Source organism: Pseudomonas sp. NY15364 (assembly GCF_048068235.1).
GTDB classification, from domain to species: domain Bacteria; phylum Pseudomonadota; class Gammaproteobacteria; order Pseudomonadales; family Pseudomonadaceae; genus Aquipseudomonas; species Aquipseudomonas mendocina_D.
In genome coordinates this window covers 1-15,581 of the sequence record NZ_JBLUPX010000003.1, presented here as the reverse complement: position 1 = coordinate 15,581, position 15,581 = coordinate 1, and the positions used below count along the sequence as shown (strand labels likewise).

General features: G+C 63.5%; 12 protein-coding genes and 2 pseudogenes. 11 read left to right on the top strand and 3 right to left on the bottom strand.

Annotation, left to right across the window (positions count from 1 at the left end; translation table 11 throughout):
- The first annotated feature begins 165 nt into the window (after positions 1-165).
- From ACNFCJ_RS03615 to ACNFCJ_RS03600, 4 genes are all read left to right on the top strand, one after another.
- Positions 166-1,074, top strand: a complete 909-nt coding sequence (locus tag ACNFCJ_RS03615) for a carbohydrate ABC transporter permease (protein ID WP_416769843.1) — start codon at positions 166-168, stop codon at positions 1,072-1,074.
- A gap of 4 nt (positions 1,075-1,078) precedes the next feature.
- On the top strand, positions 1,079-1,945 hold the full coding sequence (locus tag ACNFCJ_RS03610; RefSeq protein ID WP_416770095.1) for a carbohydrate ABC transporter permease: 867 nt from the start codon (positions 1,079-1,081) through the stop codon (positions 1,943-1,945).
- A 10-nt stretch (positions 1,946-1,955) separates the two neighbouring features.
- Complete coding sequence (locus ACNFCJ_RS03605) at positions 1,956-3,101, top strand: ABC transporter ATP-binding protein (protein ID WP_416769841.1); 1,146 nt, start codon at positions 1,956-1,958, stop codon at positions 3,099-3,101.
- Positions 3,102-3,244: 143 nt separating this feature from the next.
- Complete coding sequence (locus tag ACNFCJ_RS03600) at positions 3,245-4,483, top strand: maltoporin (RefSeq protein ID WP_416769839.1); 1,239 nt, start codon at positions 3,245-3,247, stop codon at positions 4,481-4,483.
- 101 nt (positions 4,484-4,584) lie between these two features.
- Here ACNFCJ_RS03600 and mapR read toward each other — a convergent pair whose 3' ends face one another.
- Entirely contained in the window at positions 4,585-5,997 is a 1,413-nt protein-coding gene (gene mapR / locus ACNFCJ_RS03595; RefSeq protein WP_125836074.1) for a GntR family transcriptional regulator MpaR, read from the bottom strand.
- A 283-nt stretch (positions 5,998-6,280) separates the two neighbouring features.
- Complete coding sequence (ccoG, locus tag ACNFCJ_RS03590) at positions 6,281-7,693, bottom strand: cytochrome c oxidase accessory protein CcoG (RefSeq protein ID WP_416769836.1); 1,413 nt, start codon at positions 7,691-7,693, stop codon at positions 6,281-6,283.
- Positions 7,694-8,035: 342 nt separating this feature from the next.
- Between ccoG and ACNFCJ_RS03585 the strand changes: the two genes are divergently transcribed.
- From ACNFCJ_RS03585 to ACNFCJ_RS03565, 5 genes are all read left to right on the top strand, one after another.
- Positions 8,036-9,703 (top strand): nitrite/sulfite reductase, encoded by a 1,668-nt coding sequence (locus ACNFCJ_RS03585; protein ID WP_143507808.1) that lies wholly within the window; start codon positions 8,036-8,038, stop codon positions 9,701-9,703.
- Positions 9,700-10,218, top strand: a complete 519-nt coding sequence (locus tag ACNFCJ_RS03580) for a DUF934 domain-containing protein (RefSeq protein ID WP_416769834.1) — start codon at positions 9,700-9,702, stop codon at positions 10,216-10,218. Before ACNFCJ_RS03585 ends, ACNFCJ_RS03580 begins: the two co-directional genes overlap by 4 nt.
- Entirely contained in the window at positions 10,215-10,568 is a 354-nt protein-coding gene (locus tag ACNFCJ_RS03575; protein WP_003462101.1) for a CidA/LrgA family protein, read from the top strand. Before ACNFCJ_RS03580 ends, ACNFCJ_RS03575 begins: the two co-directional genes overlap by 4 nt.
- A complete protein-coding gene (locus ACNFCJ_RS03570) occupies positions 10,565-11,248 on the top strand; it encodes an LrgB family protein (RefSeq protein ID WP_106734947.1) in 684 nt (227 codons plus the stop codon). Before ACNFCJ_RS03575 ends, ACNFCJ_RS03570 begins: the two co-directional genes overlap by 4 nt.
- A gap of 296 nt (positions 11,249-11,544) precedes the next feature.
- Positions 11,545-13,152: a malate:quinone oxidoreductase gene (locus ACNFCJ_RS03565; RefSeq protein WP_416769832.1), complete on the top strand. Its 1,608-nt coding sequence runs from the start codon at positions 11,545-11,547 to the stop codon at positions 13,150-13,152.
- A gap of 60 nt (positions 13,153-13,212) precedes the next feature.
- Here ACNFCJ_RS03565 and ACNFCJ_RS03560 read toward each other — a convergent pair.
- Positions 13,213-14,368: pseudogene (locus tag ACNFCJ_RS03560) on the bottom strand (ISL3 family transposase).
- Between the two features lie 255 nt (positions 14,369-14,623).
- Between ACNFCJ_RS03560 and ACNFCJ_RS03555 the strand changes: the two are divergent.
- A protein-coding gene (locus ACNFCJ_RS03555; RefSeq protein WP_416769831.1) for an IS5 family transposase occupies positions 14,624-15,416 on the top strand; the annotation gives its coding sequence in 2 pieces (ribosomal slippage) (positions 14,624-14,883 and positions 14,882-15,416; 795 coding nt in all).
- Between the two features lie 18 nt (positions 15,417-15,434).
- A pseudogene (locus ACNFCJ_RS03550) lies at positions 15,435-15,581 on the top strand (AMP-binding protein); the annotation flags it as partial.

Genomic DNA, 15,581 nt, shown 5'->3' with positions numbered 1-15,581 from the left:
TGCGGGCCGCCCACGTGGCCCGGTGTACAAGGCGGGCATAGCCCGCCGCTTTCAAGCCTTCCATCCCGGGCGCATGTCTCCAGGCATGCGTCACGGGATCGGCCGCGCCGCGTTTCCCTACTGTAGGGATTGGCAGCGGCGCAATCTGCAATGACGGAGTGATCCATGAGTTCAAACGCAGTCCTCGCCCAAGCCTCACCGCTGGACGCCCTGCAGCGCTGGCTGCCCAAGCTGGTGCTGGCGCCGAGCATGGTCATCGTGCTGGTGGGCTTCTACGGCTACATCGGCTGGACCTTCCTGTTGTCGTTCACCAACTCGCGCTTTATGCCCAGCTACAACTTCGTCGGGCTGCAGCAGTACGCGCGGCTGTGGGACAACGACCGCTGGTGGGTGGCGAGCCAGAACCTGCTGGTGTTCGGTGGCCTGTTCATCGCCATCAGCCTGGTCATCGGTGTGTTTCTGGCGGTACTGCTGGACCAGCGCATCCGCCGCGAAGGCTTTATCCGCACCATCTTTCTCTACCCCATGGCGCTGTCGATGATCGTCACCGGCACCGCCTGGAAGTGGTTGCTCAACCCCGGTCTGGGGCTGGACAAGCTGCTGCGTGACTGGGGCTGGGAGGGCTTTCGCTTCGACTGGCTGGTGGACCCGGATCGCGTCGTCTACTGTCTGGTGATGGCCGCCGTGTGGCAGTCCTCGGGGTTCGTCATGGCGCTGTTCCTCGCCGGCTTGCGCAGCGTCGATCAGTCGATCATCCGCGCCGCCCAGGTCGATGGCGCCAGCCTGCCGAGCATCTACCTGCGCATCGTCCTGCCGAGCCTGGGCCCGGTGTTCTTCAGTGCGCTGATGATCCTCGCGCATATCGCCATCAAGAGTTTCGACCTGGTCGCCTCGATGACCGCCGGCGGCCCCGGTTACGCCTCCGACCTGCCGGCGATGTTCATGTACGCCCATACCTTCACCCGCGGCCAGATGGGCCTTGGCGCCGCCAGCGCAATGCTGATGCTCGGCGCGGTGCTGGCGATTCTGGTGCCCTACCTGTATTCCGAACTGCGAGGCAAACGCCATGACTGATTCCGTGCTCGATGCGCGCCTGGCGCCGCGCCCCGTACCCCGGGTGAGGGCCTTCAGCCTCAGCCGCCTGGCCATCCACGCCACCCTGATCCTGGCCTGCGCGGTGTACCTGGTGCCGCTGCTGGTGATGCTGCTGACCAGCTTCAAGACCCCGGACGACATCCGCAGCGGCAACCTGCTGTCGATCCCCGACGTGTTTACCCTGATCGGCTGGGTCAAGGCCTGGGACGGCGTCGGCGGCTACTTCTGGAACTCGGTGAAGATCACCATCCCGGCCGTGCTGATCTCCACGCTGCTCGGCGCGCTGAACGGCTACGTGCTGGCCATGTGGCGCTTTCGCGGCTCGCAGCTGTTCTTCGGCCTGCTGCTGTTCGGCTGCTTCCTGCCGTTCCAGGTGATCCTGCTGCCGGCGTCCTTCACCCTCGGCAAGCTCGGCCTGGCCAATACCACCGAAGGCCTGGTGCTGGTGCATGTGGTCTATGGCCTGGCCTTCACCACGCTGTTCTTCCGCAACTTCTACGTGAGCATTCCCGAGGCGCTGGTGCGCGCCGCGCGCCTCGATGGCGCCGGCTTCTTCACCATCTTCGCGCGCATCCTGCTGCCGATGTCGGTGCCGATCATCATGGTCTGCCTGATCTGGCAGTTCACCCAGATCTGGAACGACTTCCTGTTCGGCGTGGTGTTCGCCAGCGGCGACACCCAGCCGATCACCGTGGCGCTGAACAACCTGGTCAACACCAGCACCGGGGCCAAGGAATACAACGTCGATATGGCCGCCGCGATGATCGCCGGGCTGCCCACGCTGCTGGTCTACATCCTGGCTGGCAAATATTTCCTGCGCGGCTTAACCGCCGGCGCCGTCAAAGGTTGAGGTAATAACCATGGCTACCCTCGAACTGCGCAACGTCAACAAGTCCTACGGCAGTGGCTTGCCGGATACCCTGAAGAACATCGAACTGGCCATCGACTCCGGCGAGTTCCTGATCCTGGTCGGCCCCTCCGGCTGCGGCAAATCCACCCTGATGAACTGCATCGCCGGCTTGGAGGACATCAGCGGCGGGGCGATTCTGGTGGACGGCGCCGACATCAGCGGCATGAGCCCGAAGGATCGCGACATCGCCATGGTGTTCCAGTCCTACGCGCTGTACCCGACCATGACGGTGAAGGACAACATCGCCTTCGGTTTGAGGATGCGCAAGATGCCGCCGGCCGAGATCGAGGCCGAGGTGGCGCGCGTGGCCAAGCTGCTGCAGATCGAGCATCTGCTGTCGCGCAAACCCGGCCAGCTCTCCGGCGGCCAGCAGCAGCGCGTGGCCATGGGCCGGGCGCTGGCGCGGCGGCCGAAGATCTACCTGTTCGACGAACCTTTGTCGAACCTCGATGCCAAGCTGCGCGTGGAGATGCGCACCGAAATCAAGCTGATGCACCAGCGCCTGAAGACCACCACGGTGTACGTCACCCACGACCAGATCGAGGCCATGACCCTGGGCGACAAGGTGGCGGTGATGAAGGACGGTATCATCCAGCAGTTCGGCACCCCGCAAGAGATTTACAACGACCCGGCCAACCAGTTCGTCGCCAGCTTCATCGGCTCGCCGCCGATGAACTTCATCCCGCTGCGGGTGCAGGTGCGTGACGGCCAATGCTTTGGGCTGCTTGATTCGGGGCAGGCGCGCTGCGAGCTATCGCTGGGCGCGGCGGCGGAGCTGGAAGGGCGCGAGCTGATTCTCGGCGTGCGTCCCGAGCAGATCCAGCTGGCAGGCGCCGCTGCAGCGCAGCCGAGCCTGCGCGCCGAGGTCGAGGTGGTCGAGCCCACCGGCCCGGACACCCTGGTGTTCGTCAGCCTCAATCAGACCAAGGTGTGCTGCCGTCTGGCGCCGGACGCCGTGGCGCGGGCCGGCGCCAGTCTCGATCTGCAGTTCGATCCGGCGCGCGTGCTGCTGTTCGACGCCACCAGCGGCGAGCGCCTGCGCCCGGGAAAGCGTCAGGCCACTGACAACAAGGTGGCCCAGTTCAAGCTCGGTTAGCCGCGTAGCCCGGATGCAATCCGGGGGCTGCCCAATAAACCCCGGATTGCTTCCGGGCTACTAGGTGTATCAAGGCAATGAAAACAACCGTCGCTGCGGCGGTTATCCGCAGCATCGCTCAATAAAAACAATCAGGAGCAACGATGAAGACCACACAGCAAACCCTCACCTGTTCTGTCGGCGTTCCCTGCCTGTTGGCACTGGCTTTGGCCACAGCGCAGGCACAGGCTGTCGAGTTCAGCGGCTATGTGCGCAGCGGTATCGGCGGCGCGGATACCGGCGGCACGCAGCAGTGTTTCCAGTTGCCGGGCGCGCAATCCAAGTACCGCCTGGGTAACGAGTGCGAGCACTACGTCGAGTTGGACCTGCGCCAGGACCTGTTTCGCCTGGACGACGGCTCGGTGATCAGCGTCGAGGGCATGGCGCAGCTCTACAACCAGTACGGCCACACGCCGAAGTTCACCGGTGACTACGGCTTTGCGCGGATGAACCAGATGTACGCGGAATGGAGCAACATGCCGGCGCTGAACGGTGGTTCGCTATGGGCCGGGCGGCGTTTCTACAAACGTAATGACATCCACATCTCCGACTTCTACTACTGGAACCAGAGCGCCACCGGTTTCGGTATCGACGAGATGAAAATCGGCGACCTCAAGTACAGCTACGTATTCTCGCGCAAGGACAACTACGAGCAGGACCCCTACATCAATCGCCATGACTTCAACGTCGGCGGTTTCCAGGTCAATCCGGGTGGCGAGGTGGAAGTGGGCGTCAGCTACATCGACAAACCGGACAGCACCGACAGTCACAGTGGCTGGGCGGTGACCGCGCAACACAAGCAGCAGGACTTCCTCGGTGGGGTCAACACCGTCGCCCTGCAATACGGTCGCGGGCCGGGTACCGCGCTGGGCTACACCGGTGATCCGACTCTCGACAGCAGCAACAGCAGCTGGCGCCTGGTGGAGTTCTTCGACTTCCAGATGACCCCACGCCTTGGCGGTCAGGTGCAGGTGGTCTACCAGAAGGACAAGCGCCCGGATGGTGCGGATCAGAACTGGCTGTCCATCGGTGGCCGCACCAGCTACGCCTTCACCGAGCAGTTCAAGCTGGTCGGCGAGATCGGTCGCGATCAGGTCGAGGCGCCCGGCGGTACGCGCAAGCTGACCAAGTTCACCATCGCGCCGACCTGGTCGCCATCCGGCCCCGGTTTCTGGGAACGTCCGGAAATCCGCCTGTACTACACCTACGCCAGCTGGAACCGCGCCGCGCAGCAGGCCGCCAACCTGTTGGCCGACGGCTCGGCCTTATCCGAGAACGGCGCCTTCGGCAGCGCACGTAACGGCTCCAACTTCGGCGTGCAGGTGGAGTACTGGTGGAAGTAGAGCGCTCCCAGGATGTGCGCGCTTTAAATCAGTCGGTGCGCATGGCGCACCCTACGTAGGTGGCGCAGGTCATCCGTAGGGTGCGCTGTGCGCACCAGGCGTCAGAGCAACCCCGCCACCAGGCGCCCGAGTACTTCCATGGCCTGTTCGCTGCGTGGGCTCCATGGGTGGCCGTAGTTCAACCGCGCGCAGTGGCGAAAGCCCTGGCTGGCGGAGAAGATCGGCCCCGGCGCCAGGCTGATGCCCTGGGCGAGCGCCAGGCGCAGCAGTTGCAGCGAGTCCAGGCGCTCGGGGAATTCGAACCAGAGGAAGTAGCCACCCGAAGGCCTCGTCACCCGCGTGCTGGCGGGAAAGTGTCGGGCGGCGGAGGCGAGCATCGCGCTCTGTTGCATTTCCAGGGCGTGGCGCAGCTTGCGCAGGTGACGGTCGTAGCCGCCGTGCTGCAGGTAGTCGGCCAGCGCCGCCTGTGCCGGCACTGACGGCGAGATAGTGGTCATCAGCTTGAGCCGGGCGATCTGCTCGGCATAGCGCCCGCCGGCCACCCAGCCAATGCGATAACCCGGCGCCAGACTCTTGGAGAAGGAGCTGCAATGCATCACCAGCCCTTCGCGGTCAAAGCTCTTCACCGGTTTGGGCGGGTGACTGCCGAAGTACAGCTCGGCGTACACGTCGTCCTCGATCAGCGGTACCTGATGCTCGACCAGCAGCTCATACAGCGCCTGCTTCTTGGTCTCGCTCATGCTGGCGCCGAGCGGGTTCTGCAGGCTGCTCATGAACCAGCAGGCCTTGATCGGCAGTTGCTTGAGGCTATCGGACAGGGCACCCAGGTCGATGCCTTCGCGCGGGTGCACGGGGATTTCCACGGCCTTGAGCTGCAGGCGCTCCAGCACCTGCAGGCAGGCGTAGAAGGTGGGGGACTCGATGGCCACCAGGTCGCCTGGTTGGGTCACGCACTGCAGGCAGAGGTTGAGCGCCTCCATGGCGCCGTTGCTGATCACCAGCTCCTCCATCGGCAGCATCACGCCGCTGACCATGTAGCGCAGGGCGATCTGCCGGCGCAGGTCGGCGTTGCCGGCGGTCATGTCGGCGATGATCTCGTGCGGCGAGAGCATGCGCAGCGCGTGCGCCATGCTTTTGGCCAGACGCGGCAGCGGAAACAGGTCGGGGCTGGGGAAGGCCGAGCCGAAGGGTACGGTATGCGGGTCCTTCAGCGAGGCGAGCACGGAGAACACCAGTTCGCTGACATCGACTTCGGTGGTTTGCGCCGCGTGGGCGGTCAGTTCCGGTTCGTGCAGCGGGCGTTTGGCGTGTTCGCGGACGAAATAGCCGGAACGCGCGCGGGCCTGGATCAGGCCGCGATCCTCCAGCAGGTAGTAGGCCTGGAACACGGTGGACGGGCTGACGCCGTAGGTGCGGCTGGCATGGCGCACCGAGGGCACTTTCTCACCGGGACCGAGCACGCCGGTACGGATCAGCTCGGCGATCTCGTCGGCAAATTTTTCGTAGCGTTTCATCCTGTCCTGGTTCACCGCCGCAAAGGGTACGGGCGAATACTTTACGGGGTGAGCGGCAGACATGGCAGTGCCTCGTGAAGGGGGACGTATCTCGAATCGCCCAGGATTGCATCCGGGCTACAACGCTTGCTCCCCTCTCCCATTCATGGGAGAGGGGCCGGGGGAGAGGGTTAGATACACCTCCGTGTAACCGTTACCCCCTCTCCCTAGCCCTCTCCCCGTGAGGGAGAGGGGATTGATCGTGTCCACCTTTCGTTAGGTGAACAGCACGGTTTACTGCGACTCAACGCAGCGGCGCCAGGAAGGTGCTCTTGGTGCTCACATGGCTCTGCGAATCGGCCTTGTCGCGCACTTCGAAACGCAGTGTCTGCGGCCCGGCAGCGTTGTGCGAGGCCGTCAGCGCGACGCTTACCGGCAGGTCGCGAATCTCCCCCGGCGCCAGGTTCAGTGTGCTCGGGCCATGCAGCTCGAAGTCGCCGGGCTCGGCCAGGCTGATGGCATAGCTGCGCGGCTGCTGGGTCTTGTTGATGATCTTCAGGCTGTAGATGTTCTCGATCTGGCCCAGTGCGTTCTCGCGGAACAGGCCACGGTCGCGGGTCACGTCCAGCGAGATCAGCGGGCGTTCGGCCAGGGCCCAGACGAAGGCGCCGATCATCACCGCTAGCATCGCCGCGTAGCCGATCAGGCGAGGACGCAACCAGTGGGTCTTGCCGCCGGCCAGCTCATTCTCCGAGCTGTAACGCACCAGGCCTCGGGCATAGCCGAGCTTGTCCATGATGCTGTCACAGGCATCGACGCAGGCGCCGCAGCCGATGCACTCCAGTTGCAGACCGTCGCGGATGTCGATGCCGGTGGGGCAGACCTGCACGCACATCGTGCAGTCGATGCAATCGCCCAGGCCTTCGGCCTTGTAGTCGGCGTCCTTGCGGCGCGGGCCACGGTTTTCGCCACGGGCGGCGTCGTAGGAGATGACCAGCGTATCGCTGTCGAACATCACGCTCTGGAAGCGCGAGTAGGGACACATGTCGCGGCATACCTTTTCGCGCAGCCAGCCGGCGTTGATGTAGGTGGCAGCAGTGAAGAACAGTACCCAGAACGCCGTGGTGGCGCCGACTTCGAAAGTCGCCAGGTCCACTGTCAGTTGGCGCACTGGAGTGAAGTAGCCGACGAAGGCCAGGGCCGTGACCAGGCTGACCGCGAGCCACAGGCCGTGCTTGGCGCTGCGCCGGGCCAGTTTTTGCAGCGACCAGGGCGCGGCGTCGAGCTTGATGCGCTGGCCGCGGTCGCCCTCGGTGATCTGCTCCACGCGCATGAACACCCAGGTCCATACGCTCTGCGGGCAGGCGTAGCCGCACCAGACGCGGCCAGCCAACACGGTGATGAAGAACAGGCCGAAGGCGGCGATGATCAGGATGGCCGAAAGCAGGATGAAATCCTGCGGCCAGAAGGTCGCGCCGAAGATATGGAACTGGCGGTTATCCAGATCCCAGAGCACGGCCTGGCGGCCGTTCCAATCGATCCAGGCGGTGCCGAAGAACAGCAGGAACAGCAGGCCGGCACCGAGCAGGCGCAGGTTGCGAAAACGCCCGGTGAAGCTGCGCGTGTGGATCGGGCCGCCGGCCTGGGCCGGTGTCAGGCGGATGGATTTGCTCGGGTCGATGGTATCGACGCTGCGCACGGGGATCAGATCGGTCATTTAGTTGCCCTCATCAGGCGTTTATTCAGGCTGGCGCCATGATCCGAGGGCAACTGATCGCAATACAGACTCAGGTTTTCGATAAAAAAGCGGATCAGATGATCGCGTTGGACGTAGGGAAAAATGCCAGAAAGCTCGCCAGGCCCTGCCATTTCTGGCGTCTGGAGCTTTGCTGTCAGGCTGTGTAACGGATGCCCTGCGACATCGCGTCACGCCAATCAGTGACCTGCGCCGGCCACTGTCATACCCATCTGATCTGCTTTTTTAAGGCTTTTCTGGCGCTGTTTTCAGTGCACGCCTGGCAGGCATAGTCGACGCCCCGTGATCAGGAGGCCTGCCTGCATGTACCAATATGACGATTATGACCGCGCGCTGGTGCGCGAACGCGTCGCCCAGTTCCGCGACCAGGTACAGCGGCGCCTGGCCGATGAACTGAGTGAGGAGGAGTTTCTGCCGTTGCGCCTGCAGAACGGCCTGTACCTGCAAAAGCATGCCTACATGCTGCGCGTAGCCATTCCCTACGGCACGCTGTCGGCCAAGCAGATGCGTGCGCTGGCGCATATCGCCCGCGAGTACGACCGCGGCTACGGCCACTTCACCACGCGGCAGAACATCCAGTTCAACTGGATCGAGCTGGAGCGTGTGCCGGACATCCTCGACTGGCTGGCCGATCACGACATGCATGCCATCCAGACTTCCGGCAACTGCGTGCGCAACGTCACTACCGAGGCTTTCGCCGGTGTCGCTGCCGACGAGTACCTCGACCCACGCCCACTGGCCGAGATCCTCCGTCAGTGGTCGACGGTCAATCCGGAATTCCTGTTCTTGCCGCGCAAGTTCAAGATCGCCCTGTGTGCAGCTGAGCAGGACCGCGCAGCCGTTCAGGTGCATGACATCGGCCTGCAGCTGTATCGCGACCAGGCCAACGAGCTGCGTCTGCGTGTGCTGGTCGGCGGCGGCCTTGGGCGTACGCCGATCATCGCCCAGACCCTGCGCGAGGGTCTGCACTGGCAGGACTGTCTGTCCTACGTCGAGGCCATCCTGCGCGTGTACAACCGCCATGGCCGGCGCGACAACAAGTACAAGGCGCGGATCAAGATTCTGGTCAAGGCGCTGGGCATCGAGGCCTTCGCTAATGAGGTGGAGCGCGAGTGGCAGCCGATCAAGGACGGCCCGGCGCAACTGACCGAGGACGAGTACCAGCGCGTCGCGGCCTCCTTCCACAAACCGGCCTACGTGCCGCAGGACACCCTCGACCTCGACTTCGGTACCCACCTGGCGCGCGACGAGGCCTTCGCCCGTTGGGTTTCGCGCAATGTCATGGCACACCAGGTGCCCGGTTACCTCAGCGTGGTGCTGTCGACCAAGCCCGGCATCAGCGCTCCGCCCGGCGACGTCACGGCCGAGCAGATGGAGGCCGTGGCCGACTGGAGCGAGCGCTACGGTTTCGGCGAGATTCGCGTCGCCCACGAACAGAATCTGGTGCTGCCCGATGTACGCAAGGCCGACCTCTACGCGCTATGGCGGGAGGCCGAAGCGGCCGGGCTGGGCACAGCCAACGCCGGGTTGCTCACCGACATCATCGCCTGCCCCGGTGGTGATTTCTGCTCGCTGGCCAACGCCAAGTCGATCCCCATTGCCCAGGCCATCCAGCAGCGTTTCGACGACCTCGACTACCTGCATGATCTGGGCGAGCTGAGCCTGAACATCTCCGGCTGTATGAACGCCTGCGGCCATCACCATATCGGTAACATCGGCATCCTCGGCGTCGACAAGAACGGCAGCGAGTGGTACCAGCTGACCCTCGGTGGTAGCCAGGGCCAGCAGGCGGCGCTGGGCAAGGTGATCGGCCCGTCGTTCGCTGCCGAGCAGGTGCCCGAAGTGATCGAGCGCATCGTGCGCACCTACGTCGATCAGCGGCAGGTCAACGAAGGCTTTCTCGACACCTTCCAGCGCATCGGCCTGGAGCCATTCAAGGCGAACGTCTACAGCCGCGAGGAGGTGGCATGAACAACCTGATTCGCCTGGTCGAGGGCCAGGCCTGCATCGTCGACGACGATCCCTGGCAGCTCGATGTGGAGGCTGACGCGCCGTTGCTCCTGCCGCTGGCGGCCTGGCGTGAGCGGCAGTCTGTGGAGGTGCTGGAGGGTAGGGCGATGAGCGCCGATGGCCTGCTGCTGCAGGTGGATGACGATCCAGAGGCGCTGCAGCCTTTTCTCACCAGTCTGCCGTTGATCGCCATCGACTTCCCCAGTTTTCGCGATGGCCGTGGCTACAGCCAGGCCTACCTGCTACGTACCCGACTGGGCTGGCGCGGCGAGTTGCGCGCGGTGGGCGATGTGCTGCGCGACCAACTGGCGCACATGCGCCAGTGCGGCTTCGATGCCTTCGCCGTGCGCGCCGACAAATCACTGGAAGATGCACTCAAGGGCCTGCAAGGGCTCAGTGTGTTGTATGGTCGCTCGGTTATCGAGCCGCGTCCGCTGTTTCGTCGGGGGCGCCATAAGGAGGAGTCGAGTTCATGATGGTGCGTGGCCTGTTCTGGCTGGTATTGCTGCAATTGTTCGGCGTGGCGCTCAATCACTGGCTGTTGCCGATGCTGCCAGCCTCGATCATCGGCCTGCTGCTGCTCTCGGTCTGGCTGATGTGGCGCGGCGCCGTGCCTGAGCCGCTGCAGCAGGCCGCCGGTGGTTTACTGCCGTATCTGCCGCTGCTGCTGGCCGTACCGGCCTCTGGGATCATGACCAGCAGCGATCTGCTGCTCGGTGAGCTGCCGGTGATTGTCACCGCGCTGGTGCTGTCGCTGCTGGTGACCGTGCCGTTCTGTGGCTGGTTGCTGCAGACGCTGATCCGCCGTCAGGAGCGCAAGGGATGACATTGCTGACTCATCACCCGCTGTTCGCCATCGCCCTGACGCTGGCCGCCTTTCTGATCGCCGCCTGGCTCTATCGTCGCAGTGGCTGGCTGCTGCTGCAGCCGGTTCTGGTGTCGGTCACACTGATCGTCACCACTTTGCTGCTGTGCGGGGTGGACTACGCCACCTACCGCGCTGGCGCCGAGCCCGTTGCCTGGCTGCTGGGGCCGGCCACCGTAGCCCTGGCGGTGCCGCTGCAACACAACATCAAGCGCATCCGCCAGTTGTTCTGGCCGGTGCTGATCACCCTGACCGCCGGCGGCGTGCTGTCGGTGGCGTTGACCCTGGCCATCGGCTGGGCGCTGGGCGCCGACTGGAGCGTGGTGATGAGCCTGGCGCCGAAATTCGCGACCATGCCGATTGCCATGCCGGTGGCCGAGCAGATTGGCGGCGTGGCGTCGCTGGCGGCGGTGATGGTCATGCTCACCGGTGTGATTGGTACGGCCATGGGGCCGCTGCTGCTGCGTTGGGCGGGCGTCGACCATCCGGCGGCGCGTGGCCTGAGCTACGGCATCAACGCCCATGCCATTGGCACCGCCCATGCCTTGCAGGAAGGCGAGGAGTGCGGCGCCTTCGCCGCCCTGGCGATGAGCCTGCTGGGCATCGGCACTGCCTTGCTGCTGCCGCTACTGCTGGCCTGATTCGGGCGGGATTCCGCCATTTCCAGGGGGCTCCTCCCGTGGATCTGGCGAGTTCCCGCCAGCCCCGTGCCGACTGTGTGGCAGAAAGCCGCACAGCGACTGCTGAATCCTTTCAGCGGCACGCATATTGCTCCAGCACGCGGCGCGATCGGAATACGCCCGCCAAGAGGCCTGGAACCCCCTTCCTTTCGCCCTGTCGCAGATCTGCGGCTATTGCTCATGTGCGGCTCAAATGGCCGCTGCCCGAAACCTTGCCTGCACGGCCCTTGCCGTCGTGCGACGAATAGGACTGTCCCATGAAAAAAATCCTGCTGACGCTGCTTTGTCTCAGCGTGATCGGTTGCTCCGCGCCCCGCGAGCCCGAGAAAACCGTCGACGTGCTGCTGATTGGCGCTGGCGTGATGAGCGCCACCCTCGGCACTTACCTGCACGAGCTGCAGCCGGACTGGAGCATCGAAATCTACGAGCGCCTCGACCAGGTGGCCGCCGAAAGCTCCAATGGCTGGAACAATGCCGGCACCGGCCACTCGGCCTTCTGCGAGCTGAACTACACGCCGGAAACCGCCGACGGTGGCATCGATATCAGCAAGGCCATCGCCATCAACGAATCGTTCGAGATCTCCAAGCAGTTCTGGGCCACCCAGGTCGAGCGCGAGGTGCTGAGCAAGCCCAGGAGCTTCATCAACATCACCCCGCACATGAGCTTTGTCTGGGGTGACGACAACGTCGAATACCTGCGCAAGCGCCACGCCGCCCTGCAGCACAGCAATCTGTTCCGTGGCATGGAGTTCACCGAGGACCACGCACAGATCGCCCAGTGGGTGCCGCTGATCATGCAAGGTCGCGATCCGCAGCAGAAGGTTGCGGCTACCCGCATGGCCATTGGTACCGACGTCAACTTCGGCGAGATCACCCGTCAGCTGATCGACTCGCTGATCGGCAAGGAGCAGGCCAGCCTGCACCTGGAGCACGAAGTCCGCGACCTCAAGCGCAACGATGACGGCACCTGGCGCGTGACCGTCGCCGACCTGGCCAAGGGCGGCGCCGAGCAGAGCATCAATGCACGCTTCGTGTTCATCGGTGCCGGTGGTGGCGCGCTCAAGCTGCTGCAGAAATCCGGCATCGAAGAAGCCGAGGGCTACGCTGGCTTCCCGGTTGGTGGCCAGTTCCTGATGACGCGTAACCAGGACGTGGTTGCCCAGCACCTGGCCAAGGTCTACGGCAAGGCTTCGGTCGGCTCGCCGCCCATGTCAGTGCCGCACCTGGATACCCGCGTGATCGACGGCGAGAACGTGCTGCTGTTCGGCCCGTTCGCCACCTTCTCCACCAAGTTCCTCAAGAACGGCTCGCTGCTCGACATGTTCAGCAGCATGACCACCGACAACTTCATGCCGATGGTCAATGCCGGCATGGACAACTGGTCGCTGAGCACCTACCTGATGGGCCAGCTGATGCTCAGCCAGGAAGACCGCATGGCGTCGCTGCGCGAGTACTTCCCGGAGGCGCAGGACGCCGACTGGGAGCTGCTCACCGCCGGCCAGCGCGTGCAGATAATCAAGAAGGATGCCGAGAAGGGCGGCGTACTGCAGTTCGGCACCGAAGTGGTGACCGCTGCCGACGGCAGCATCAGCGCACTGCTGGGCGCCTCGCCGGGTGCCTCCACTGCCGCGCCGATCATGCTGCATCTGATCGAGAAGGCCTTCGCTGACAAGGTCGCCACTCCTGAGTGGCAAGCGCGCCTGAAGGAGATCATCCCGTCCTACGGGCAGAAGCTGAACGACGACCTGGCGCTGACCAACCGTATTCGTCAGTGGAGCAGTGAGCGTCTCGAGCTGCAACACATCGAAGTGGCGCCGGATGTAGAGCTGGCCGCCGAGCCTGAGCCGGCTGCAGTCACCCTGTAAGGCTTCAACCGCTGTAAAAGAACCCGCCCTGCGTGATGCGCAGGGCGGGTTTTTTCTGGTTCATCGCGCTTTCCCGGGGAAGGCGGTCTTGATTTTCAGGAAGAAGTAATCGACGTCCCTGAAGCCATAAGCCATGCGTTTGATCACCTTGATCCGGTTGTTCGCCCCCCCCCCTCCAGCAGGCTGGTGCGCATGTGAATCGCGCACTGGCGAGGATGCCCCGAGCATAATGCTGGAGGTTGCGGGCAAAGCGTTGTAGCGGCGCCAGGTCGCTTTCCCGAGCATGCCTAAGCCAAGTTCGCCAGCGCCTCCAGCCCTCCCGTACGCTGGGCGCGTACCAGACCTCCTTCAGCGCATCCTTGAGTACATAGACCGTAGCCAGTGGCTGGTTGGCCGCCAGCAATTCCTGCAGCCGAACAGCATGATCTTCCTTCAGGTTCTCCCGGTTGCGCAGTAGCAGCCAACGACTTTGCTTGACCACTTGGCGAGCGGGCTTGTCATGACGCAAGGCATTGGCCTGGTCTACCAGGATACGGTCGATCACATCGCGCCCGTAGCGGGCGACCACGTGGAGCAGGTCGTACACGACTTCCGCCTGTGGGCAGTGCTGCTTTACTTTCAAGTCGAAGGCCGTGTTCATGTCCATCGCTACAGCTTCGATCTGTTGGCAGTGTTTGCCGAGCTGCTCGAAGAAGGGGCGTATGGCCTTTCGGCTGTTGCCCAGGCCAACCCACAGAATGCGGGTACGCTCGGCATCCATGATCACCGTCGCGTAACGATGGCCTTTGTGCAGGGCAAACTCGTCCATTACCAGACGGCGCACATCGCCTGGCTCGAAGGTGCCAAATGCGGCCTGGAGACGCCGCTTGTCCAGCGTTTTGATGGTGTGCCAGTGCAGCCCGGTGAGCCGTTGACATGGCTGATGGACGGCAGCTGCAGCAGGGTTTCGATCCAGGTGCACAGCCGGCGGGTCATCCGTGAGGATGGGGCCAGCCAGGAAATGTGCTCGGTCACTCGCCCACACCTCAGGCAATCCACTCGGCGTACTGGGAGCCGCAACTGGACGCGCTGATCGAACAGATCCCGGTCACGAACGAGGCGATGGAAGGTGGGCTGCTCGGGGCTCGAGTGTCAGCGTGAGGTTTTTTTCGACGGAATGGCTGCAGGCTACGACGTCGTAGCCTGGCCAGAAAGCAGCAAGATCATTAGGATGCACGGCGACAGCAGGGGCAGGTGAAGGGTGTGTTTGGCGACTGCCAATTTACCTGCTTCCCTGTCTGTCAATCCGCTCTTCCCCACGATCCAGCGAAGAACCAAAAAAGGAGAAATGAGTGGGCTATCTGTCCGGTTTTTGATCAATTGCCCGCTTTCAAAATCGGCAAGGGCTGAAGTTGACGCGAAATACCCAGCTACTTCAGACCTTCCCTAAGAGCCTGTTCAAAGGCTCGGCGGGATACCGGATAATCCGGCGATGAGACACCGTTATCCCAGTTACATCAGCCGTGACCAGTTCGAGCGGATTCGCCCTCTGCTGGAAAGTGCACGCAAAAAGACCGCCCCACGGAAAGTGGACCTGTATGACGTGTTCTGCGCGGTGCTGTACCTGCTGCGCACAGGCTGCCAGTGGCGTGCCTTGCCGAGCGACTTCCCGAGGTGGCGCACGGTGCACTCGTACTTCGCCATCTGGAGCGAGCCGCGCGACGGCGGCAGCCTGCTTGAGCAGGCGCTCAAAAAATCAGGTTGGCGCGACCCGCGAGAGACAGGGGCGCAACGCCTGCAGCACGCTCTTGATCGTGGACGCGCAGAGCGTGAAGAACACGGACACAGCGAAGCTGAAAGGGTATGACGCTGGGAAGAAAGTTTCCGGCATTAAGCGCCATATCGCAGTGGACACGCAGGGCCTGCCGCATGCGGTCGCGGTAACCACGGCGGAAGTGACGGATCGCAAGGGCGCGCTGCAGGCCCTATGCCGCTGCAAAACTCGACTCGGACGAGTACAAAGCCTGCTGGTCGACAGCGGCTATGTGGGGAGACCATTTGCACAGGGCGTGAGCGAAATCCTGGGTGAGCATGTCACGGTACAAATAGCCAAGCGCAGCGAACTGCACATCTTCAAGGTCATACCCAAGCGCTGGGTGGTGGAGCGCAGCTTCGCTTGGCTGGAAAAGAACCGGCGGCTGTGGAAGAACTGCGAGCGGCTGTTTAACACCAGCCTGCAGTTCATCCACTTGGCCTTCCTGACTCTACTGCTCAAAAGACTTTGAACAGGCTCTTACTGCACGGCGATGGCCGGCTGCAAACTGGTTCTGCCCGGGCCGGCGCTGGACGGGCGCTCTGTGTACCAGCTGATCGAGCAGGAGCAGGTCACCATTGCGCTCGGTGTGCCGACGGTCTGGCAAATGCTGCTGGAGCATGTCGATGCCTGCAAC